The sequence below is a fragment of the Marinobacter sp. PE14 genome, assembly GCF_053566155.1.
In genome coordinates this window covers 1,009,000-1,030,570 of record NZ_JBQXNY010000002.1, presented here as the reverse complement: position 1 = coordinate 1,030,570, position 21,571 = coordinate 1,009,000, and the positions used below count along the sequence as shown (strand labels likewise).

18 protein-coding genes are annotated in these 21,571 nt (G+C 57.8%); 10 read left to right on the top strand and 8 right to left on the bottom strand.

The annotated features are described in order from the left end of the window. Nucleotides 1–4: 4 nt before the first annotated feature. Together ACWJ62_RS10470 and ACWJ62_RS10465 are read right to left on the bottom strand one after the other, a co-directional pair. Nucleotides 5–1,675 carry a choice-of-anchor I family protein gene (locus ACWJ62_RS10470; protein WP_449286117.1) on the bottom strand — a complete coding sequence of 557 codons (1,671 nt, stop codon included), beginning with the start codon at nucleotides 1,673–1,675 and terminating at the stop codon, nucleotides 5–7. Between the two features lie 161 nt (nucleotides 1,676–1,836). Next, a complete protein-coding gene (locus ACWJ62_RS10465; RefSeq protein WP_014578457.1) occupies nucleotides 1,837–2,310 on the bottom strand; it encodes a Dps family protein in 474 nt (157 codons plus the stop codon). 229 nt (nucleotides 2,311–2,539) lie between these two features. Here ACWJ62_RS10465 and ACWJ62_RS10460 point away from each other — a divergent pair, with 229 nt between their 5' ends. Beyond that, entirely contained in the window at nucleotides 2,540–2,815 is a 276-nt protein-coding gene (locus tag ACWJ62_RS10460; RefSeq protein ID WP_202945859.1) for a DUF2061 domain-containing protein, read from the top strand. Nucleotides 2,816–2,833: 18 nt separating this feature from the next. On the opposite strand, the gene ACWJ62_RS10455 is transcribed toward ACWJ62_RS10460, so the two are convergent. Further along, on the bottom strand, nucleotides 2,834–4,276 hold the full coding sequence (locus tag ACWJ62_RS10455; protein WP_449286116.1) for a dihydrolipoyl dehydrogenase: 1,443 nt from the start codon (nucleotides 4,274–4,276) through the stop codon (nucleotides 2,834–2,836). A 173-nt stretch (nucleotides 4,277–4,449) separates the two neighbouring features. Between ACWJ62_RS10455 and ACWJ62_RS10450 the strand changes: the two genes are divergently transcribed. Further along, nucleotides 4,450–5,121 (top strand): LysE family translocator, encoded by a 672-nt coding sequence (locus ACWJ62_RS10450; protein ID WP_449286115.1) that lies wholly within the window; start codon nucleotides 4,450–4,452, stop codon nucleotides 5,119–5,121. On the opposite strand, the gene ACWJ62_RS10445 is transcribed toward ACWJ62_RS10450, so the two are convergent. Then, entirely contained in the window at nucleotides 5,066–6,118 is a 1,053-nt protein-coding gene (locus tag ACWJ62_RS10445) for a 3-deoxy-7-phosphoheptulonate synthase (RefSeq protein ID WP_449286114.1), read from the bottom strand. The two genes, ACWJ62_RS10450 and ACWJ62_RS10445, sit on opposite strands and share 56 nt — an antisense overlap. A gap of 361 nt (nucleotides 6,119–6,479) precedes the next feature. Here ACWJ62_RS10445 and ACWJ62_RS10440 point away from each other — a divergent pair, with 361 nt between their 5' ends. Next, on the top strand, nucleotides 6,480–7,268 hold the full coding sequence (locus tag ACWJ62_RS10440) for a secretin N-terminal domain-containing protein (RefSeq protein ID WP_449286113.1): 789 nt from the start codon (nucleotides 6,480–6,482) through the stop codon (nucleotides 7,266–7,268). 2 nt (nucleotides 7,269–7,270) lie between these two features. On the opposite strand, the gene ACWJ62_RS10435 is transcribed toward ACWJ62_RS10440, so the two are convergent. Beyond that, nucleotides 7,271–7,777 (bottom strand): DnaJ domain-containing protein, encoded by a 507-nt coding sequence (locus ACWJ62_RS10435; protein ID WP_449286112.1) that lies wholly within the window; start codon nucleotides 7,775–7,777, stop codon nucleotides 7,271–7,273. Between the two features lie 226 nt (nucleotides 7,778–8,003). Between ACWJ62_RS10435 and ACWJ62_RS10430 the strand changes: the two genes are divergently transcribed. Beyond that, nucleotides 8,004–9,104 carry an efflux RND transporter periplasmic adaptor subunit gene (locus ACWJ62_RS10430; protein ID WP_449286111.1) on the top strand — a complete coding sequence of 367 codons (1,101 nt, stop codon included), beginning with the start codon at nucleotides 8,004–8,006 and terminating at the stop codon, nucleotides 9,102–9,104. Then, nucleotides 9,104–12,193, top strand: coding sequence for an efflux RND transporter permease subunit (locus ACWJ62_RS10425; protein ID WP_449286110.1), 3,090 nt, complete (start codon nucleotides 9,104–9,106; stop codon nucleotides 12,191–12,193). Before ACWJ62_RS10430 ends, ACWJ62_RS10425 begins: the two co-directional genes overlap by 1 nt. Nucleotides 12,194–12,257: 64 nt before the next feature. Here ACWJ62_RS10425 and ACWJ62_RS10420 read toward each other — a convergent pair whose 3' ends face one another. Together ACWJ62_RS10420 and ACWJ62_RS10415 are read right to left on the bottom strand one after the other, a co-directional pair. Beyond that, a complete protein-coding gene (locus ACWJ62_RS10420) occupies nucleotides 12,258–13,223 on the bottom strand; it encodes a helix-turn-helix domain-containing protein (protein WP_449286109.1) in 966 nt (321 codons plus the stop codon). Between the two features lie 89 nt (nucleotides 13,224–13,312). Next, a complete protein-coding gene (locus ACWJ62_RS10415; protein WP_449286108.1) occupies nucleotides 13,313–15,001 on the bottom strand; it encodes a putative bifunctional diguanylate cyclase/phosphodiesterase in 1,689 nt (562 codons plus the stop codon). 238 nt (nucleotides 15,002–15,239) lie between these two features. On the opposite strand from ACWJ62_RS10415, the gene ACWJ62_RS10410 reads away from it, so the two are divergent. The 5 genes from ACWJ62_RS10410 (at nucleotide 15,240) to ACWJ62_RS10390 (ending at nucleotide 20,877) form a co-directional block, all read left to right on the top strand. Next, nucleotides 15,240–16,871, top strand: coding sequence for a methyl-accepting chemotaxis protein (locus tag ACWJ62_RS10410; RefSeq protein WP_449286107.1), 1,632 nt, complete (start codon nucleotides 15,240–15,242; stop codon nucleotides 16,869–16,871). 50 nt (nucleotides 16,872–16,921) lie between these two features. Continuing rightward, entirely contained in the window at nucleotides 16,922–17,236 is a 315-nt protein-coding gene (locus ACWJ62_RS10405) for a DUF3301 domain-containing protein (protein WP_008173344.1), read from the top strand. A 129-nt stretch (nucleotides 17,237–17,365) separates the two neighbouring features. Next, a complete protein-coding gene (locus ACWJ62_RS10400; protein WP_449286106.1) occupies nucleotides 17,366–18,292 on the top strand; it encodes an esterase/lipase family protein in 927 nt (308 codons plus the stop codon). 7 nt (nucleotides 18,293–18,299) lie between these two features. Continuing rightward, entirely contained in the window at nucleotides 18,300–19,403 is a 1,104-nt protein-coding gene (locus ACWJ62_RS10395; RefSeq protein ID WP_449286105.1) for a lipase secretion chaperone, read from the top strand. 79 nt (nucleotides 19,404–19,482) lie between these two features. Further along, nucleotides 19,483–20,877: a sensor histidine kinase gene (locus ACWJ62_RS10390; protein WP_449286104.1), complete on the top strand. Its 1,395-nt coding sequence runs from the start codon at nucleotides 19,483–19,485 to the stop codon at nucleotides 20,875–20,877. Here ACWJ62_RS10390 and ACWJ62_RS10385 read toward each other — a convergent pair. After that, on the bottom strand, nucleotides 20,810–21,469 hold the full coding sequence (locus ACWJ62_RS10385; RefSeq protein WP_449286103.1) for a response regulator transcription factor: 660 nt from the start codon (nucleotides 21,467–21,469) through the stop codon (nucleotides 20,810–20,812). The two genes, ACWJ62_RS10390 and ACWJ62_RS10385, sit on opposite strands and share 68 nt — an antisense overlap. Between the last annotated feature and the right edge of the window lie 102 nt (nucleotides 21,470–21,571).

Genomic DNA, 21,571 nt, shown 5'->3' with positions numbered 1-21,571 from the left:
GAAATCAGTTTGCCGTCAGCTCGATCACATCGATACCGTACAGGGTGGTTGTTCCACTGATCTCATTACCTACTACAAGCAATGGCTGCCCGTTGGGGCTTTCCTCTGAGCTTATGAATGCAATGCCCTCTGGTCCGAGATCACCAGCCATACCGGCCTGAAGGTCTGCGTCAGAGACCGAGAAATCCCGGTTGTTGAGGTACTGGACGAATTCCGGATTCTGGGGATTGGTCACGTCGTAGACCATGACCCCACCAATCCGCTCAAGACCGATAAACGCAAAAGTCTGGCCGTTGATCTTACCAACCGTCACTGCCTCTGGTTCCGGCCCCTTGTCATCAGACCGATTGTCGAAGTTGTTCTCGTCGTTGGTGGCGTTAAAGTTGTCCGGCAGCAGGCTGGCGGTGATACGTTCGAATTCGCTGCCGCTGTCGAAGACCCGCTTGCCATCGGCAGACCAGATGGAGAAAGACCGCGCGCCATAGGTGTAGATTTCACTGTATTCGCAGTCGACTTCTGCATCTGTCGCCGGGTCACTGGCGTCACATCCATTGCTGACTCCCATGGTTGAAGTCACGTTGATACGGCCAAGGTTTTCATCCAACTGAAGATCCGCGGCAGTCGGAAAGGCCGTTGCGTCCAGGGTCAGATCACCAAGCCGGTATTCTTCGGAAAAGCCGTCATAATCCCGGGAATCGCCTTCGTTGGCAGTGATGTAGTAGGTCTTGCCGTTGTAGCCATAGCTGGTGATCGCATCCGGCATATACATGCCTTTTACCGGCCAGTTCCGGATATTGATACCGCTGTCCCGGTTGCTGGCGTCCAGCTCGTTGCCAATAATGCTGTGGTCCTTGAAACCGAGCGGCAGGATCGCATTGATCACGCCAGCTTCGATATCCAACTCGGCAACGGCGTTGTTCTCCTGCAGGGCGACCCAGGCCGTCTTGTTATCCAGAGAGACCGCAATGTACTCCGGCTCCATGTCCTGGGCGACGTTCGCACCCGGACCGAATACCCGCACCCCACTGGCTTTCAGTGCTGCCTCGGCGGCATTGAAGTCCTCGAATCCTGCCGTGGTTACTGTGGCGCCGGCAACACCCGCCGATAAATCAATAATGCTGACGGAGCCGACTGGATCATTGGTGTAGTCGTCGCTGGGCTCACCCTCGTTCGCGACCAGGACTTTCATGCCGTCCCGGGTAAAGGTGACCATGTCGGGCAGAGCACCCACCGTGACCTCTCCGACCTTGCCGAGGTCTGTCGTGTTGTAGAAAACCACCTTGCCGTTGTCCTGTTTGACATCTGCCTCGATAGCCACAGCAACCAGATCACCATAAACAGCGACACTGTTTGCAGAAGCGCCCTCGGCGGTTGCATCAATGGTCTGCAGGAGGACCGGCTGGGATGGATCCTGGATATCGAGCACGTCCACCTTGGAGGCACCTGCATTCACGACAAACAGGCGCTGGTTGGTCGGGTCGTGGGCAACAATCTCTGCAGCCCCCACGTCAAACACGTCACCTGGAGCCTGATAGGTGCCCAGCACATTGAGTTCGACCAGCGATTTACTGGTGCCATTGGCACCATCAGCACCATCGTCACCGTCATCGGTACAGGCACTCAGGCCGAACAGGGAAGACAGTAGGGTTGCGGAGAGCAGGGTCTTTCGGAACATGTTTTGCGCCTCTGGAATAACTTGATGTAGAGAATCCCTACACACGCTAGGTCAGAGGCGTGACAGTTCAGCGTCAGTTCCGGGTCATTACGATTACGAATTGATGAAAAGACAAAAAAATGGCGACCCCGCAGGGTCGCCATTCATTCAGCGCACTCGGCTCAGTGACCGAGGTAGCTGCGATACATCCACACCGTCTTCTCTTGCTGGGAGATATAGTCGCTCATCAGGGCAACGGTACCCTCGTCGTCCGCCTCACCGGCCAGACTGAGCAATGTCCGCTGTTTGCCGATCAGCTTGGCAAAGCTTTCGACGATGTTGTCCATCGCTTCCTTGCCGTCGGAAACATCTTTTCGCTCCGGCACTTCCGAACGCTCTATGTAGGTGCTGTAGGCATGAGCCGGGCGATGGCCGAGCGTCAGAACCCGCTCTGCGATCTCGTCGATCTTGAGCAGCAGATCGTCGTAGAGCTCCTCGAACTTTACATGCAGCTCAAAGAAGTTGTCGCCTTTGATGTTCCAGTGGTAGCCGCGAACATTCATATAAAAGATCTGATAGTTGGACAGCAGATCATTCAGGGAGTCAGCAAGCTTTGCCGTTTTCTCGGTATCAAGACCAATGAAATTCTTACCCATAACGCTTCTCCTTCGCGGTTATATAGCAGATTTATCTATTAATATACGCCTGATCGGCGGACGTCAGGAAGTTTAGTTTGCTAATCTCGATGATAGGATCGATGAATGACACTATAGACGACGAAAGTCAGATAGCTCCAAACTATCAATTATCTGAATACATTTCATTTAACAATCATTCTCACCCGGCGTCTAATGATCACATTAAAGAACGACACCGGAGACAACCATGAGCGCGTTAAAACTGTTCGTACACAACCATGGCACGAATGGCGACCAGTCGCTGATCAAGACGGTAACGTTCGCCCTCACCCATTTTACCGTCGCTTTTACCGTGGCTTACCTGCTCACTGGTGATCTGCTCATCGGAAGCCTCATAGCCATGGTGGAACCGGCAATCAACACGGTTGCCTATTTCTTCCACGAAAAGATCTGGGCGCGGCGTCAGCGAAATACAAGGGTTCCAGAGGGAACGCTGAGCGAGGCGAGGCCTCATATCTGTTGATTCCTGTTAAGGGCCGGCTCAGACACCCGGCCCGCAATCAGTGCAACCCTCCTCTGGCGCCGGTCCGATGCTGAGGTTGCGGTTCAGGTCTTTGAGCGCGGTCCTCAGACCCTCCTCGATAACCGGATGATAAAATGGCATTTCCAGCATTTCGGTGACGGTCAGCCTTCGCTGGGCGGACCATGCGAGCAGGTGGGCAATATGCTCCGCGGCCGGGCCAAACATCTCTGCGCCCATGAACAGGCCGCTTCCGTGTTCTCCATAAACTCTGAGCAGGCCACGGTTTTTGCCGATCACCCGACTGCGGCCCTGATCCTCGAAAGACACTTCTCCAACGGCGAAACAGCCGCAACAACGCTGATCCACCTGGCGAATCGTCAGCCCGACCGTCGCAATCTGCGGATCAGTGAAGACCACGGCCAACGGCGTGCGGCGAAGCCCGGTTCGCACATCCGGGTATGACCCGGCGTTATCGCCCGCGATCCGGCCCTCGTCGGCTGCCTCGTGCAACAGCGGCAGACTGTTATTGGCATCGCCTGCGATAAATATGTGGCTCTGGCCACAGCGCAGGGTATGGGGATCAAACAGGGGCGCTCCCTTTTTATCCAGCTCAATACCGGCGTTCTGAATATCCAGCCCGTCGACGTTGGGACGACGCCCGGTAGCCGCCAACAAGTAATCGAAGGTTTCCGTCTTTGCACCTGCGTTGCCATTCTCAAAGGTAATAGCAACACCCTCTTCGACACGCTCAACCTTCTTTACATCCGAATCCGGATCCAGAGGGAATTCTTCGTTAAACGTTTTCAGCGCATAGTCCCGGATGGTTTCATCCTGGATAGGGCCAACCGAACCGCCAACCCCGAACATCCGCACACGAACGCCCAGCCTGCTGAGAGCCTGCCCCAACTCCAGACCAATCACCCCCGGGCCAAAGACTGCCACCGAATCGGGAAGATCCTGCCATTCGAAGATATCGTCGTTTACAACCAGCCGATCCTTGGCATCGTTCAGGAACCCGGGAATGTTGGGTCGGGAGCCTGTGGCGATGATGATACGCTCCGCCTGAACCTCGACATTGCCGTCGACGACCAGGCGATTCGGGCCAGCAAACCGGGCGTGGCCGTCAAGGCGGTGTGCATCCGGAAACTTCTCGACCGAATCAATCACCGAAGCAACAAAGCGGTCCCGTTCGCTTCGCACCCTTTCCATCACCCGCCGTCCGTCGACCCTGATGTCCCCCGCGGACACGCCGAAAAGGTCACCAAGCTGCATCTGATGAGCGTTATCAGCGGCCGCGATCAACAACTTGCTTGGCATACACCCGACTCTGGCGCATGTGGTTCCATAATGACCGCCTTCGATCAGCACAACCTTGTCGGTTACTTTGCGCACGCGCTGGTAAGCCACCATACCGGCGGTTCCAGCTCCGATAATGGCAACGTCTACGGTTCGCTTTTCCATACAAGGGTCTCCTGACAGGCATTCCCGGAATCGGGAACAGGGAAGATTGGGACGGCTGTGCCCCCAGTATAGAAGCCGTGACAAGTTTCACCCACACGATGAAAAACGCACCGATTCCGCCTATGCTGTCAGACTTTTCAGGCAACGGACGTCTCAACGGAGGAATTGGGAAGATGCAGAGTTACTGGCCGGAATTTCTGACGGTAGCCTTTGTCCACCTGCTGGCAGTGGCCAGTCCCGGGCCGGACTTTGCCGTGATGCTCAGACAGGCTCTGTGCCAGACCCGACGAAACGCGCTGCTAAGCGCCATTGGTATCGGCGGGGGCATTCTGGTGCATGTGTGTTATTCACTGCTGGGCATTGGCCTGCTGATCCAGCAATCGATCATGCTCTTCAATGTTCTCAAGGTGCTGGGGGCACTTTACCTTGCCTGGATTGCCATCCAGTGCCTGCGGGCAAGGGCCGGCGGCATTCATGTGGAACAGGATCCGACGGGTGGACAGTCCGGTATCGCAGCCCTGCGATTGGGCTTTCTGACCAACGCGTTGAACCCCAAGGCAACGCTGTTCTTTGTGTCCCTTTTCTCTGTCGTGATCAGCCCAGGCACACCCATTGTGCTCCAGGCCGGCTATGGCATTTACATGGCCCTGGCCACGGCACTCTGGTTCGCCATGGTTGCCATTTTCTTTACCCTGCCCCGCGTCCGCCGCGGGTTTAATCGGTTCGGGCACTGGCTGGACCGGCTGATGGGCGGCGTTCTCCTTTTGCTGGCCGGACAGCTGCTGCTGTCTACAGTGAGCGGATCAGAGCCTCCGTCTGCGCCCATCCCAGACACGGATCGGTGATCGAACAGCCGTAGCGCAGATCTTCGCCGTCGTCCTGGCGCCCCGGCTCCAGGAAGCTTTCCAGCATCAGACCCCGGATATGGTGATTACCGGCGCGGCGCTGTGCCATCACGTCCTGCGCGATATCCAGCTGTCGCTCTGACTGCTTGCAGGCGTTGTCGTGGCTACAGTCCACCATGACGGTTGTGGACAGTCCTGCCTCTGCCAGGGTGCCCACGGCCTGCTCAATGCTGACCGCATCGAAGTTGGTGATACCGCGGCCACCCCGCAACACAAGATGGGTGTCGGGATTCCCCCGGGTGGTAATCATCACCGGCGCGCCGGCAGCAGATACTCCGAGATGATGATGGGGATGAGACGCCGACTTCATGGCATTGGTGGCCACGGCGATACCGCCATCAGTGCCGTTCTTGAAGCCGGTCGGCATGGGCAGCCCACTGACCATCTCCCGATGCACCTGCGACTCGGTAGTTCGGGCACCAATAGCCGTCCAGCTCACCAGATCCCCGAGGTAATCCATGGCGAACGGGCTCAGGGCTTCGGTGGCAAGGGGCAGCCCCATAGCAGCCAGATTCAGCAGCAGGCGGCGTGAGCGACGCAGCCCTTCATGCAGATCGCCTGCGCCAGTGCGCTCGGGATCGTACAGCAGCCCTTTCCAGCCCACCGTGGTCCGGGGCTTTTCCAGGTAGGCCCGCATAACGATAAGGAAGCGGTCACTGACTTCATCCGCCAGCGCTTTCAGCTTTTCCCCGTATTCCAGTGCGGCCACCTCATCGTGGATGGAGCAGGGCCCCATGACGATCAGCGTTCTCGTGTCGCTGCCCTGCAGAATCTGCCGGATTTCCTGCCGGTGTTTGTCGACCTGCCGGACAATGTCGTCGCTGACCGGCATCTGAAGCTTGAGCTCCGCCGGCGTTGGCAGAACCACTTCTTCCCGGTGGGTGGCCGGTGATCCGACTACCTGGTGTGTCAGTTCAGTGTTCAAGGACATATTCATGTCGGTGCTTCCGTTTCCCTGCGTCAGAATCAAAAAAGCCCCGGCTGGTGGGCTACCAGTCGGGGCTTTTCGAGTCCGGTGGCAGCCTGGGTTTTCTGCCGGGCTGCCTTCCTCGTTATTCGTTCGATGAAGATCTTATGGGCGGCCCCGGCTCTGGCTAAAATAAAAGCCATAACCAAACCACCAGAAAAACACAGCAGCGACTGCAGCCGCCGGCTTGGCGCCGAAAGCTTGCAAAACATTCAATTGACAGGTCGCGTGTGTCGTCTTCATGCTTTTCAATATATACCCCCGGTTTTCACCTTGGCAACCCGCGTGCCGGAGTTTTTTTCACTACCGACATCAGGGTTGGGAGCAATCAATGGTCTATTTTGTCCGACGACACCCTCTGCAGCTGGCCCTGGCGTTCTTGCTCGGGCTTATCTCCAGCCAGGTTCTGGCCCAGGCCGAGTCCCGCACCTACCAGCTCAATAACAGGCCGGGCGACGATGTGGCGGTGCAGATCCGCGAGCTCTATCAGGGCTCGCCTGTCACCGTGACTGCAAGGGGACAACAACTGGTGGTGCGCGGCGAACCGGACTTGCTGGACGAAATAGGACGGCTTGTCGAAACGCTGGATGTGGCGCCAGTCCAGGTCCGGATCACCGTTCGCTCCAGAACCGATAGCGGCGGCAAGCGCTCAGGTGCCGGCATCTCCGCGTCCAACGGCCAGGCAGGAATATCCGCAGAGCGTCGCGTTACCAGTACCGGCAGCGCTCAGGAGCGATCACTGATCATGCAGGATGGCCAGTCGGCGCACATCACCTCAGGCCAGGTCCGGACAATCCCCGTCGCTGTTCGCGGTGGCCGAAATCCTGCTGCCTTTCTGCAGCAGGTCGAAACGCGCAGTGGCTTTCTGGTCAGCCCCCAGGTTATTTCAGATCAGGCGGTCGAACTGAGCATTGTGTCGTTCGAGGAAGAACCGGCAAACCTGGACGGATATGAAACGGAGGCGGTGGTGACCATCCGGCGTGTGGAGCCGGGACAGTGGGTAACACTGGGAAGCACAGCAACCCGATCAACCCAGGAGCGCAGCGGCATTACCTATCAGGTGAACAGCAGTCGGTCCGAGAACCGGAGTTTTGAAGTGCGGGTCGACATTCTGCCCTGATATCAGGCGTGGCGCTTGCCCAGCAGGACCTGCTTGGCTTCGTTCAGCTTGGCTGCCAGGTAATCGTTTCCGCCGCGGTCCGGGTGCAGTTTCTGCATGAGCCGGCGGTGGGCCATCACGATGTCCTCCTCGGTACAGCCGGCTTTCACGCCGAGGATATCACAGGCCTCGCGCTCTGACATCTGGCCCACCAGATCAGTGCCCGAACCAGCGTGATCGTTCGCCTGCTCGCGCCCGTTTTCCCGCTGTTTCCCCCCCATGAACCGGTTGATTTCAGGGGCAAATTTCAACAAGGCGGGAAGCTTGCGCAACAGCGGAATAACAGCCGCCACCGCCGCTGTAAGCACATGAATCCGGCCCGTTAGCACCATAAACACCAGCAGGGCGCCGCCCACGACCAGGACAACTTTCCAGATAGCCGCCTTTTTCTTTTCGGCGGACAACGCGCCCCATTGTTTCAGAATCACAAACACGGCGGCTGCCAACGCGATTCCCAGAATCCACTGCATGGTTGATCCTCACCCTGAATACCGTCGTAATTCTGTCACCGTCTCCAGTTACATTACCAGTGTCCTGCGCGGAAAAGCCCTCGCGAAGAAAACGGCCATGATATCTGTCAAATCTGACCAATCCGGAGTCTAGATAGAAATACTTACAACCCGGTGACATTAGCGACCCTGTTTTGTAGGATGCTATGCTTCCCCAAATCTGACACAGATCCTCAGGACCCGAACCATGCGCACTGCTTCCCGCTTTCTGATCGTCATTATATTTCTCGGCGTAGTGCTCGGAGGCATCTTCGGCTACAAGTTCTACCAGTTTGGCCAGATGCAAGAGCAGATGTCCCAGCCCCAACCGCCGGCTCAGATTTCCGCCGTTGAGGCTCAGAACGAAGCCTGGACACCGGCCATCAAGGCCGTGGGCAGTGTCGAAGCCATTAACGGTATCCGGGTGGCCAATGAGGTACCTGGCGTGATCGAGGCCATCAATTTTGAATCCGGCGACGTGGTCAAACAGGGCGACATATTGATCCGCATTGACGCCGCCATTGATGAGGCCGCCCTTCGCACACGCCGTGCCGAAGCGCAACTGGCCGAGCAGGAATTCAAACGGGTATCCGACCTGTTGCCCAAGCGCGCAGTGTCGCAGTCCCAATACGATGAAGCCAAGGCCAATTTCGACGCCGCCCGTGCACGCGTAAACGAAGCCGAGGCCCAGTTGAGCAAGAAAATCATTCGCGCGCCGTTTGACGGCACGCTCGGTATCCGGATGGTTGACCAGGGCGAATACATTGCCACCGGCACCCCAATTGTCGAGATCAACATGCTGGATCCGATTTATGTCGACTATACCCTGTCCGAGAAGAACCTGCCGAACGTAGCGACAGGCTACCCGGTGGTCGCCACCGTTGCAGCTGTTCCGGAGCAGGATTTCGAGGGGTCCGTCAGCGCAATCAACACCTCGGTTAACCCGGAGACCCGGACTGTCCGCGTCCGCGCCACGCTCTCTAACCCGGACAACCTCTTGCGCCCGGGCATGTTTGCCACCGTATTGACGCAGCAGCCGGAAGACAACGAAGTGGTGACGGTGCCGCGCACCGCCATCTCCTACAACACCTACGGCGACTTTGTGTTCGTCGTTGAAGAAAATGACGAAGGCAACCTGGTGGTCAATCGTCGCACGGTCACCACCGGCGAAACCCGCAACACCCGCGTTGCCGTTCTGTCCGGGCTGGAAGCCGGCGAAACCGTTGTAGAGAAGGGGTTGCTGCGTCTGCGCGCAGGTCAGAAGGTTGCCATTCAGGACGAAGAGCAGAAGCAGGAGGCGTCTGAGTAATGCGCTTCACCGACATTTTTATCCACCGTCCCGTACTGGCGACGGTGGTCAGCCTGCTGATCCTGCTCTTGGGTGCCCGTGCGGCCATGGAAATGGAAATCCGGCAGTACCCCGAGCTCGAAAGCACCACGGTGACCGTGACAACGGCCTATCCCGGTGCCAGCTCCGATCTGATCAAAGGCTTCATTACCACGCCACTGCAGCAGGCAATTGCCGAGGCGAGTGGCATTGACTATCTCACGTCCACAAGCTCGCAGGGCACTTCCACCATCGAAGCCAAGATGGTGCTGAACTATGACGCCAACGCAGCCCTTGCGGAAATCCAGGCAAAGGTGGCGAGCCAGCGTAATGTGCTGCCGGCGGAAGCCCAGGACCCGGTGATCACTTCGACGACCGGTGATTCAACCGCTCTGATGTACATCGCCTTTTACAGTAACGAGCTGGCGGTGCCCGAGATCACCGACTACCTGACCCGCGTTGTCCAGCCCCGACTGCAGGCGCTTTCCGGTGTTGGTAAGGCCGAACTGCTGGGTCGTAAATTTGCCCTGCGGGTGTGGCTGGATCCGGAACGCCTGGCCGCCGTGGACATGACACCCCAAGAGGTGGTCGCAAAGCTCCGCGCCAACAACTATCAGGCTGCAGTGGGCAACACCAAAGGCACCTACACCGAAATCAGCATGACCAGCGACACCGACGTCGCTGATCCGGATGCGTTCCGCAACCTGGTCGTCAAACAGTCCGAAGGCACCCAGATCCGCCTGCAAGACATCGCCCGGGTAGAATTGGGCTCTGAAACGTACGACCAACTGGCTCTTTACAAGGGCCAGCCGGCCACTTACGTCGCCATTGAACTGGCTCCCGGGGCCAACCCGCTGACGGTCGCAGGCCTGGTAAAAGACCAGCTCCCGGATATCGAAAGCCAGCTTCCGTCCGGACTAGATGTTCGCCTGGCTTACGACGCATCGGACTTCATCGAAGATTCCATCAACGAGGTTATCCAGACGCTGCTGGAAGCCATGATCATCGTTCTGGTGGTGGTATTCCTCTGCCTTGGTTCGGTCCGGGCCTCTATCGTTCCGTCGGTTGCGGTGCCGCTGTCACTGATCGGCGGCGCCTTCATCATGCTGATGTTCGGCTTCTCGCTGAACCTGCTCACCCTGCTGTCCATGGTGCTTGCCATCGGTCTCGTGGTGGATGACGCCATTATCATGGTAGAGAACGTTCACCGGCATATTGAGCAGGGAGAGTCCCGCTTTGAGGCTGCGATCAATGGTGCGCGGGAGATGGCAGTTCCCATCATTGCCATGACCACCACCCTGGTGGCGGTGTACGCCCCTATCGGCTTCATGGGCGGGCTTGTTGGTTCCTTGTTTACAGAGTTCGCCTTTACTCTGGCCGGTACCGTTGTCATTTCCGGCATTGTTGCCCTGACACTTTCTCCGATGCTGTCGGGCAAGGTACTCAAACCCCATGGTAACCCCGGTAAATTCGAAAACGTTGTAGAGAAAACCTTCAACGGCCTCGCCGCCACCTACAAGTCGGCCTTGAGCTCGCTGATGCAGACAAAGTCGGTCGTCGTTTTCTTCGCCGTCGTGGTGCTGGGCTCCATTTACTTCATGGTCTCCATGAGCCAGAACGAGCTGGCTCCCACGGAAGACCAGGGCATTCTGTTCTATCAGGGCCTTGGCCCCCAGACCTCTACCCTGGACTACCTGCTGGAGCACGGCGATGAAATCCAGGAGCGCATGTCGACAGTCCCGGGCTACAACGAGGACTTCATGATCATCGGCATTACCGGCCCCAACGCGGTATTCGGTGGCTTCAAGCTGGCGCCCTGGAGTGAGCGGGACATCAGTCAGTTTGAAGTCCAGCCTAAGCTGGATGCCGAGTTGAAGAACGTCACCGGGCTTCAAACCGCCGTGTTCCCGCGCCCCTCCCTGCCAGGCTCTGGCGGCGGCCTGCCGTTCCAGTTCGTGATTACCACCGGCAACAGCTATGAGCAGTTGGACCAGGTGGCTGACGAACTGCTGGGCAAAGCCATGGGCAGCGGTAACTTCATGTTCCTGCAGAAGTCCATTAACTTTGATCGTCCGATCACACGCATCAACGTCGATCGCGACCGGGTGGCGGACCTTGGCCTGTCCATGCAGGACGTCGGCCAAAGCCTGTCAAGCATGCTGGGAGGCGGCTACATCAACCGGTTCAGCATGGAAGGCCGGTCCTACCAGGTCATTCCGCAGGTTGATCAGCAGTTCCGGCTGGATGCCCAGGCGCTCAATGAATACTACATTCGGGCAGACAACGGAGAACTGGTGCCTCTGGGCAGCGTCGTCAGCTTCACCCAGGATGTTGAACCGTCCAACCGGACCCAGTTCAACCAGCAGAATTCTCTGACCCTTCAGGGTGTGGTTATGCCCGGCGTGGCAGCCGGCACTGCTATGGACTTTATCGAGCAGACCGCGGCTGAAGTTTTCCCGCAGGGCTACAGCTACGACTACACTGGCCAGACAAGGCAGCTGGCCACCCAGGGCAGCGCCCTGATGGTCACTTTCTTCCTCTCGCTGCTGGTCATCTACCTGGTTCTGGCGGCCCAGTTCGAAAGTTGGCGGGACCCGTTCATCATCCTGGTCTCGGTGCCCATGTCGGTGGCTGGGGCAATGGCGTTCATCGTGCTCGGGTTTGCCACCATGAACATCTATACCCAGGTGGGCCTGATCACGCTGATCGGGGTGGTGTCCAAGAACGGCATCCTGATCGTCGAGTTCGCCAACCAGTTGCAGAAGGAACGTGGGCTTAACAAGGTGGATGCGGTAATCGAGGCGGCCGCCATTCGCCTGCGGCCAATCATCATGACATCACTGGCGCTGATCTTTGCCATGGTGCCTCTGCTGATTGCCATAGGCCCGGGTGCAGAAAGCCGCTTTGCCATCGGCCTGACCATCAGCGCAGGACTTGGTATCGGCACCCTGTTCACCATCTTTGTCTTGCCGGCGTTCTATATCCTGTTGGGCCGCGGTCATAACGGTTCCGGCGGAGAGGAAGAGGGCCAGGGCTCAGAACCCGAAGCAAAGGCGGCCCCGTCTCACTGAGGCGGGGAGAGGCATAAGGCCCGGCCACGGCAACGTGCGCCGGGCTTTTTATTGCAAGAGACATTCACGTCTCTACAAGCTCCTCCGGGGGAGCAACGCTGTGTCGCAGCAGGTTACGGCGCCATTGGACGGTTTCACTGGGCAGCTCCCCAAAATGTTCCCGGTACATGGCGGCAAATCGGCCAAGGTGGGAGAACCCCTCATCCGCGGCGTACCAGGAGATGTGTGGCACCTCACACTGACAGTCAACCAACCGCTCCCGAACGCGGGTCAAACGAGCCCTCTGATAGAACCGATAAGGCGTAATACCCGTTTCACGCTTCATCAGGTAGTAGAGATTCCGCTCGCTAACTCCGGCGTAACTTGCCAGTTCTTTGAGGTCGAACTCCCAAGTAGGCTCCTGCATGATTTTTTCGACCACTCGCTGCAAACGACGGTCTAGGGTGCGTTCCGAACAACCAGCTGCCTTCCCGGGTGTCCAGGGCGTTTTCATTGTATCGAAAAGACGATTTGTTAATCGTTTCGCTTGGACATCATCACGGACAAAGTGCAACCGGTCGAGGTAACAGTTGATCATGACTTCCAGAACGGATAGCCAAGCGGAGGACGATCGCAGAAGCGAATCATCCAGAGCACCATTGCTTGGCTTCAAGATTATAACTTCAGTCTTGGGGGCCAGACGGAGTTCAAACCTATCCTCGGGACGGGCAAGGAACAGCTGATCCAGGCTGCCCCAGCCTTTACCTCGAATGGATATTTCGGGCATGCCGCCCCCCGGAAACAGGAGTACCGGATCCGAGGTACGGCAGCCCGAAACGTCCATGCCTTTGCCGGCTCTCAGCGAGATCACATGCCCAAGCTCACTCTCAAGCACCGATATAGCACCGACCCGTCCGCTGCCCGAGTGGAGCCGGCAAAGTATGTCATCGCAGCCAGACAACTCGCGCAAAGCGGCGAGCCATTCATCCAACGAAGCATTGTTCAGTCTCAGGTATGCGTCCAGAGCCGACTTTCGAGATATAGGTCCCATAAATTCCTGCGTGGAAAGCGTGGGTTACTTCTATCGGAGCCCGCGCCGTTCCACTAGCCACATTTTGCAAGACCTTAAGTATTACAAGGTTATTTACTGTTATCTTGATATTGATCAATCAGATCATCGTTCCATGTGTCCCAGGGAGCCGGTCGAGCCAACAGGTACCCCTGGCCACGGTGACATTTCAACTCACGCAGTTTGCTGTGCTGCTCACTGCTTTCTATACCTTCCGCAACCACTTCCAAATCCAGCGCATCTGCAATCGCCAAAATGGCCGAGACGATACGTGAATCCCGGGATTCGCTCCCAAGCCGATGAATGAATTGTCGATCGATTTTCAGCACCTGAACCGGCAACGCGTGCAGATAGGCCAGAGAGGAATAACCGGTCCCGAAGTCATCAATTGCGACAACTACTCCTTGTGCACCAAATTCGCGCAGCTTATCCAGGCATTTATGGGACAAATTCATCAAATGGGTTTCGGTGATCTCGATTTCGGGTGACCAGCCAACCCTTCGAATTCTTTCGAACAGGGGATTCAAGAGGGCTTCAAGACGGGAGTCCGTAATCTGCCGGGCCGAAATATTGAGAGCAAGCCGCAGGCCACGGAGAAATGAGGTAGGAAATTCAGAGAGATCCGATTCAATGCCACGGACCAAATGCTCCGTTAGCTCGTGGATATGACCTCGCTGTTCGGCGATCGGCACAAAATCGGCGGGTGACACGGCGCCGAATTCAGGATGGGTCCAACGCAGAAGTGCCTCCAGCCCCGCCATCTTGCCGGTATCGAGGTGGTACTGTGGCTGATAAACAACCGTGAACTCCTCGGGCGCCGTTTTCAGTGAAACGATTAACGCCTCTGAGAGCAGCTCGGCATGCCGACCCTGTTCGGTGTCGATCGCATCGTAAATCCGGAAACAGGCCCGCCCCGCAAGCTTTGCTGCGTACATGGCCCGATCCGCGTTCTGCAGCAGCTCGGATGCCTGACTGCCATGGTCCGGATAAACGGCGGCGCCCACAGATGACGACAAAAAATACTCACGATGATCGACAATCACTGGCGCCCTGAAGCTCTGAACCATCCGCTGACACACGCTCTCGAGGTCATCATCATTCCGAAGCTCGATAAGAGCGGCGAATTCGTCACCCGACAGGCGGGCCACAACGTCCCCGCGGCGAAGCACACTCTGGATACACAGAGCTGCCTGCTGCAAAACCCGGTCACCACAATCGTGTCCATGCAAATCGTTAACGGACTTGAAGAAATCCAGGTCGATATAAAGCACCGCGAACGCCTGACCGTCCTGTGCCCTCTGTGAGACTCGCGCCTTCAGGAATTCCTGAAACAGCGCGCGATTGGGCAGCTCGGTCAGCGGGTCGTAATAGGCCAGCGACGCGAGGCGCTCATCGTCAGCCGTCATATCACCGACATCCATGAAAACGCCGGCGTAAAACCGATGGTTTTCGTGCTCAACCGGATAGATCGTCAACCACTGCGGATAGGTCTCGCCGTTCTTCCGTCGATTCCAGACCAGTCCCTCCCAGCGCCCCTTATGACCAATGGCCCTCCACATAGCTTGATAGAACTCGCGGGAGTGAAATCCCGAGCTAAGCACCGAAGGGGACTGGCCAAGTACCTCGTCCGACCGGTACCCGGTGACTGAACGGAATTTCTCGTTCACGTAAAGAATCCTTGGCTCCCTGGTTGCCAGCATGGTGGCCTTTGGGTGGTTGTCGACGAGAGCCCTGAAATCTTGTTGTTGTAATGCCTGCATGCACTGCTCACTCCTTTTTAGCAGCCCCTGGATCATGTCCGATCAGTTCCACCCAACAGCATAAGCAGTATCTGTCGCCAACCTAGCCACATATTGCAAAAGACGAAAAACCAGCAAGAGTTACAGCAAATAGATGAACAGATTTTCAGTTATTGCAATAACCGGATATTCAAGACGAAAGAACGGGTTGATAGTAAGCCAACAATGAGAAAAACACTGACCCGTGCAAGGAAACGCCATGCGAGTCAACGAACCGGTCACTCAGAAAGAACAGGTTTACCCGGACCACTACCACCTGATCACCACCACCGACCTTCGGGGCAAGATTACCGCTGCCAACGAAGAGTTTGCCGAAGTCGCTGGCTATACGATTGACGAACTGGTCGGCCAGCCCCACAACCTGATACGGCATCCGGACATGCCGCCGGGGGCTTTCGAGAATCTCTGGCAGACGATCAAGTCTGGCGAATCCTGGCGGGGCATGGTCAAGAACCGCTGCAAGAACGGCGATCATTACTGGGTGGACGCTTTTGTTACGCCAATTCGCAAAGACGGCGAGATTGTTGAGTTCCAGTCTGTTCGCACACGCCCCCGACCAGATCAGGTTGCCCGGGCGGAGAAACTCTATTCGGCCTGGAAACAAGGCAAAGTCCCCCGCCGATACCTTGCAGTCAGTCCGCCCCTGGCCTTGAAACTCGGTTGCCTGTATGGACTGCTGGCGGTCACCCTGCTCTGGTTCGGCCTGTCAGAGCTCACCATGCCCCATCTAGTGCTACTGCAAGGACTGCTGCTGGCAGTATTCGCGGTACTGGTCTGGCTTACCCTTCCCGTGATGCGCAGCGCCAGATCGGCTTGTACCGAGACCCACCCGGCCATGCCCTGGATCTATACCGGGCGCAGGGACGAAGGCGCCTGGATCGAATTCGATCGCCAGAAACGGGACGCCGTTCTTCGGGCCGTTTCCGCCCGCATGCATGCCAATGTGGGCAAGCTCCACGGCCGGAAACAGCGGACCGTCGAGTGGGTCGCCAACTCTGTGGCCAGCATCCGCAGCCAGCAGGGCGATATCCAGGACATAACCCGTGCTTTCGAGGAGCTGGCGGAAAGCGTACGGCGGGTCAGTGAACTGACCGCACGAACCCATGACGCAACGGACGACGCGCGCCAGTCAGCCGGCCAGTGTCGCGGGCAGATGACGTCCATGAACCAGTCGCTGTCCGAGCTCGGCGGGCAGCTCTCCGTGGCCAATGACCGCATGCAGGCGCTGTCTGAGAAGAGCGATGCTATCGGCATGGTTCTGGATGTGATCTCCGACATCGCCGAGCAGACCAATCTGCTGGCTCTGAATGCCGCGATAGAAGCCGCGCGAGCCGGCGAATCCGGTCGTGGATTCGCCGTGGTTGCCGATGAGGTTCGGGGGTTGGCCCAACGAACCCACGAATCCACCCGCAAGATCGATGAGATGATTGCTGCCCTGCAAAGCGAAACCCGCGAGGTGGTCGAGGTTATCAACAACGGCACCCAGTGCTGTCAGCAAACGGCAGGCATCGCCAATGAGGCCAGCGAAACGCTGGAAGCGACCCTCAGAGATGTGGATCTCATCACGTCCTGTACCCATGAGGTGGCCGGCGCAACGGAAGAACAGGCCGCACTGAGCGTTCAGGTGGAACGTCAGGCAGCACGGCTTCTGGAGCTTGGTAACCGCTCGGTCGAGAGCAGCGAAAACGCCCGGGAAGAGTCGGAACACCTTGGCAATAACGTGGATCAGGCCCAGTTGCTGACCAGTCACTTCCTGCAGATGCTGTGTGACCGACTGTTGCCGGCACCAGCGCCCAAGAACCGGCAACGATTCCCCGAGCCGGCACAATAAGGTAGGCTGGCGATCAACCTTTTGACCAACCTTGGAAGATCGCTGCAACCGTGACTCTTGGAACCCTGTTCTGGCTGTTCGTAGCCGGATTCGCTGTCTGGTACTGGTGGCGCGCCAAAGCCATCAAGGATTTCGTGCTTCAGGCCGCGCGTCGCTACTGCAAGAGCATGGATGTGATGCTGCTGGATGATGCGGTATTCCTCCGTGGTCTCTGGTTCAAACGCGACGATCAGGGCCGGATCCGCGTATGGCGCCGCTTCCTGTTCGATTTCACGTCTACCGGCGAGGAACGCTACACCGGCCGTATCATCATGCTGGGCCAGCGCATCCAGCATATGGAGCTGGAACCCCACCGGTTTTCCTGAATACGCAGCCTTCCTGTCCTCACCCATTTGGGCGATTCCTGATCGCTCATCACATACCAATAATCGACAACGCATCGACGACCGTCGGCTGCCTGATGCAGCCGTCAACAAAAACAACAGGAGTCACACATGCGTATTCGATTTACCACAGCAGTTGTGCTGGGGCTGGCCTTGCTGTCCGCCTCATTTCTGAGTCACGCCGGCTATACTCAGACCCGTCATCCGATTGTCCTGGTTCACGGTGTCACCGGGTTCAACACCATTGGCGGCCTGGTGAACTACTTCCACACCATCCCCTGGAATCTTGAGCGCAGTGGCGCACAGGTCTATTCCGCCAGCGTGTCCTTCGTCAACAGCAGTGAGCAGCGGGGCCAGCAACTGGCGAACTACGTCAACAGCCTCGGCCATTCCAAAGTCAACCTGATGGCCCACAGCCAGGGCGCGCCTACCTCCCGGGTGACTGCAGCCCTGATTCCTCACCGTATTGCCTCAATCACCTCCATCGACGGCGTTAACAAGGGCTCCAAAGTGGCCGATGTGGTCCGGGGAATTCTTCCGCCAGGTAGCTATGTCGAAGGCGGCGCCAACGCCATCGCCAACGCCCTGGGTGATCTGATCAATGCCTTGTCCGGGGCAGACAACCCGCAGAACGGTTTGGCAGCCCTGGAGACCCTCACCACGCCTGGCACAACCAGCCTGAACAATGCCCTTGGCTGGAAAGGCGTGAACCGGAATAGTTGCGCCGGAACCAGCGAGGATGTCTGGATAGACGGCAATCGCATCAAGTTCTTCTCCTGGACTGGCCGGGGCGTATGGACCAATGCTTTCGACATTACCGACCCGTTCCTGGGTATCACTTCACTGGCCTTTGGCAGCGAGCCCAACGACGGGCTGGTAGGCGTCTGCTCAACCATGATGGGCCGGGTGATCGGCACCCACTACGACATGAACCACGTGGACGCCATCAACCACCTCCTCGGAGCCCGCTCTCTGTGGACCAACCCCGTCACCCTCTACCGCACCCAGGCCAACCGGCTTAAAAACCGCGGCCTGTGAGGTGACCATGAAGCGGACATCCATCGAAGCCCGTCGGTGGCTGTTCCCGGGAGCACTGGCGGCCATCCTGGCTGCCAGTGCTCTCTGGTATGGCCTTGGCGGAACAGCCCAGACAGGCGCCGATATTTCGGCCTCAATGCCACCGTCATCCGCCACCCCGGCGGAGTCGCCAACGCCAGCATCCGAATACAGCGCCAAACCGGTCCCGGAAGAGACTTCTTCTGGACAGGAGCATTCTCAAACTCCTGATTCCCTCGGACCGACCCCGTTTGCGGCGTCTCTGTCAGGGACACAAATTGATGGCGCCCTGACAGCCGATGACAACGGCGAGCTGGTTATCAATCTCCGGGTGCGGGACTTTTTCGATTACTTTCTCAGCACGGTCGGCGAAGTGACTCCGGAAACAGCCATTCAACAGATCGAAACCATGGCCAGGAACCACTTGCCTGAGCCCGCTTCCACCGAGGCGCTGGCACTCCTCGATGAGTATCTCGCCTATAAACAGGCGTCACTGCAGGTTCTGCAAACCCGACTCGACCCAGCCCGAACAGCGGATCCGGGCTATCAGCTAACGGCGCTGGGCGATGCCCTGGCACAGCTAAAACAACTGCGCGCTAGCACCTTTAGCCCCGATGCCCACCGGGCCTTCTTCGGGCTTGAGGAGGCTTACAGCGAATACACACTGGCGACCCTCGCCATTCAGCAGCGCACTGACCTGAGCGAGCAGGGCAAACAGGCACTCGTACAGTGGCACCGCAATCAGTTGCCCGAGCAATTGAGAACAACCGAACAACACCTTCATGCGAGCAGCCGACAACAACAGGCCCGGACCGCCGCCATTGAATCTGCTTCGTCTCCGGAAGCCGCCGGCAGGCAACTGCAAGAGTTTGGCGTGGATCCGGACGGTGTCGAGAGCGTCGTAAATTATCTTCAGCAGCGTAAGCGCTTCGACCAGCGCTTCGACGAGTTCCGGGAAGCGATGGAGCGAGAGGAATCCTCGGGTCTGGCCGAGGCCGACATACGAAAACAGCAAGAAGCTCTGCTGGAGCAGCATTTCCCTGACGAGCAGGACAGAACCTGGGCACGGCTGAAAATGCTCGGTAATGGCTGACCGGAATGTGCTCAGGTTCGCGAAGCCAGTCGGCCGGGGCGGATACAATCCAGAAACGTGCCTGACACTGGAAACGGCCATGACAACCGAGCAGATCAGACAGCAACAGGCCGCCGGGTTTCGGAACCTGCGCTTTGCGCCCGATCTGGAGGAGGCTTACCGGCGACACCGCTCCGGACTGATCCGACAGCGTGCCCGGCCCGTTTCGGTGGCCGGCCTGTTCCTTTTTTTGATCTACGCGGTTATGGACGCACTGACCCTGCCGCCAGGCCTGGCGCAGGTCACGGTTTCCATCCGGCTTGCCGTCACCTGCCCGGTGATTGCCTCAGTTGTCTGGCTCGCCTACCGCGCGTCTCCCTCAGACAGGCTCTTCGAGCGCATCTATACCCTGGCCTACCTCCTCGGTGGCCTGAGCGTGGTCGCAATCATTGCCGCCGCGCGGCAGGTTGCCTTTCCGCTGCCCTACGAGGGCATGATCCTGATGCTCATGTTCGGATACTTTGCCATGGGGCTGCCGTTCTTTAGCGCATCCATGGTCTCTCTTGTTCTGATCGTCGGCTACCTTCTGACCGAACTCTGGAGCGGTATGTCCGGCTCCGACATCGCAACCAATCTGTTTTTCCTGACCACAGCCAACCTTATTGGCATGGTTGGCGCCTGGACCAGTGAATACCGCCACCGAGCGCACTTTCTGGACCGTAAGCTGCTGGATCACATGCATCAGGCGGCCCGCGACGAGAGTAGGCGAAAAACGGAACTGATCACCGCAGCCAGCCATGACCTGCGCCAGCCTCTGAACGTGATCGACATAACGCTGGAAAGCCTGTCGCCGAGCAAAGACGGCCCTGCAGCGCACCCGGCAACCCAACAGTTGAGGGACATGATTCGTCATCTCCGGCGCTTGCTGGGCACCGTATTCGACAGCGCAAGGCTCAACGAGGGCATGGTGCAAGCCGTTATCCGACCAACCACACTGACACCGGTATTCCGGGACCTCAACGACTTGCTGGCTGACTCGCTTGGCAACAACAAGATAGAGGTTCAGATTGACCACCCGAGTAGAGATCTTCAGGTTATGGCGGATCCATCACTGTTGTCGCGGATCCTCCAGAACCTGATATTCAATGCGGTGCAACACAGCGGCGGTACTGCCGTTATCCTGTCAGCGAAAACCATGGGATCACACGTGTTGCTGGAAGTCTCGGATAACGGCATCGGCCTGCCATCCTGGCTGGTAGATACCCTGTTCTCACCCTACGTGAGGGGTGCAGGCCCCAGTGAGTATCCAGGCCTGGGTCTCGGCCTGACCATTGTTCAGGAATTCGTTGCGCTGATGCAGGGAAGGTGCGGCGCCGAATCGAGGTCTGGCGGAGGTTCTGTGTTCTGGGTCCGGCTTCCCGCGGCCCTCACAACCACCCACGAGCCCGGGCCAGATTCACGCATTCTGTCCGGTTGTGAACACCAAGCTGGGTAAAAATCGCCTTGAGATGGGTTTTCACCGTGTGTTCCGTCAGGTTCAGGCTCTGGCAAATACGTTTATTGGGAAAGCCCTGGGCCAACAACAGGAGCACGTCCATTTGCCTCGGGGTCAATGACAGCCCCGGTGCCACAGGATCGACACCGCCGGGGAAATAACCCTCGCCACGGCTCACAGAACGGACCATGCTCACCAGCGCCGACCGCCCGGCAGATTTCGCCAGAAAGCCTCTGGCGCCGGCTGCCTGCGCAGCTCTTACCGTCGCTTCGTCTTCACTGCTGGAAATAATCACCACCGGAGGTGGCTCCCTGTGGCTTGCCAGCCTGGGTAACAAAGCCAACCCTGTCTCGCCCTGCAAAGCGATATCGAGCAGGATCAGCTGAAAATCGTCCTGACGGACCAACAAATGCGAGGCACCCTCAACGGTGCTGGCGATTACAACGGATTCGGCCAAGCCTTCCTGACGGATCAGGCCCGCCAACCCCTGAGAAAACAGGACATGGTCATCGACCAGCAACACCTTTTTCAGAGGAACTGGCCGCGCGCCCGCAGCAAGAGCCTGCCCGGCTTTCGATGTTATGGCATCCATGGGTGTGCCTCTGCCCGCAGTGTTTATTTTTGTTACGGCGGATGAGTCACTATAGGCCAGCCAAACGCTGCACTCCGCGGACTGCTTAACATTTTTTTACAG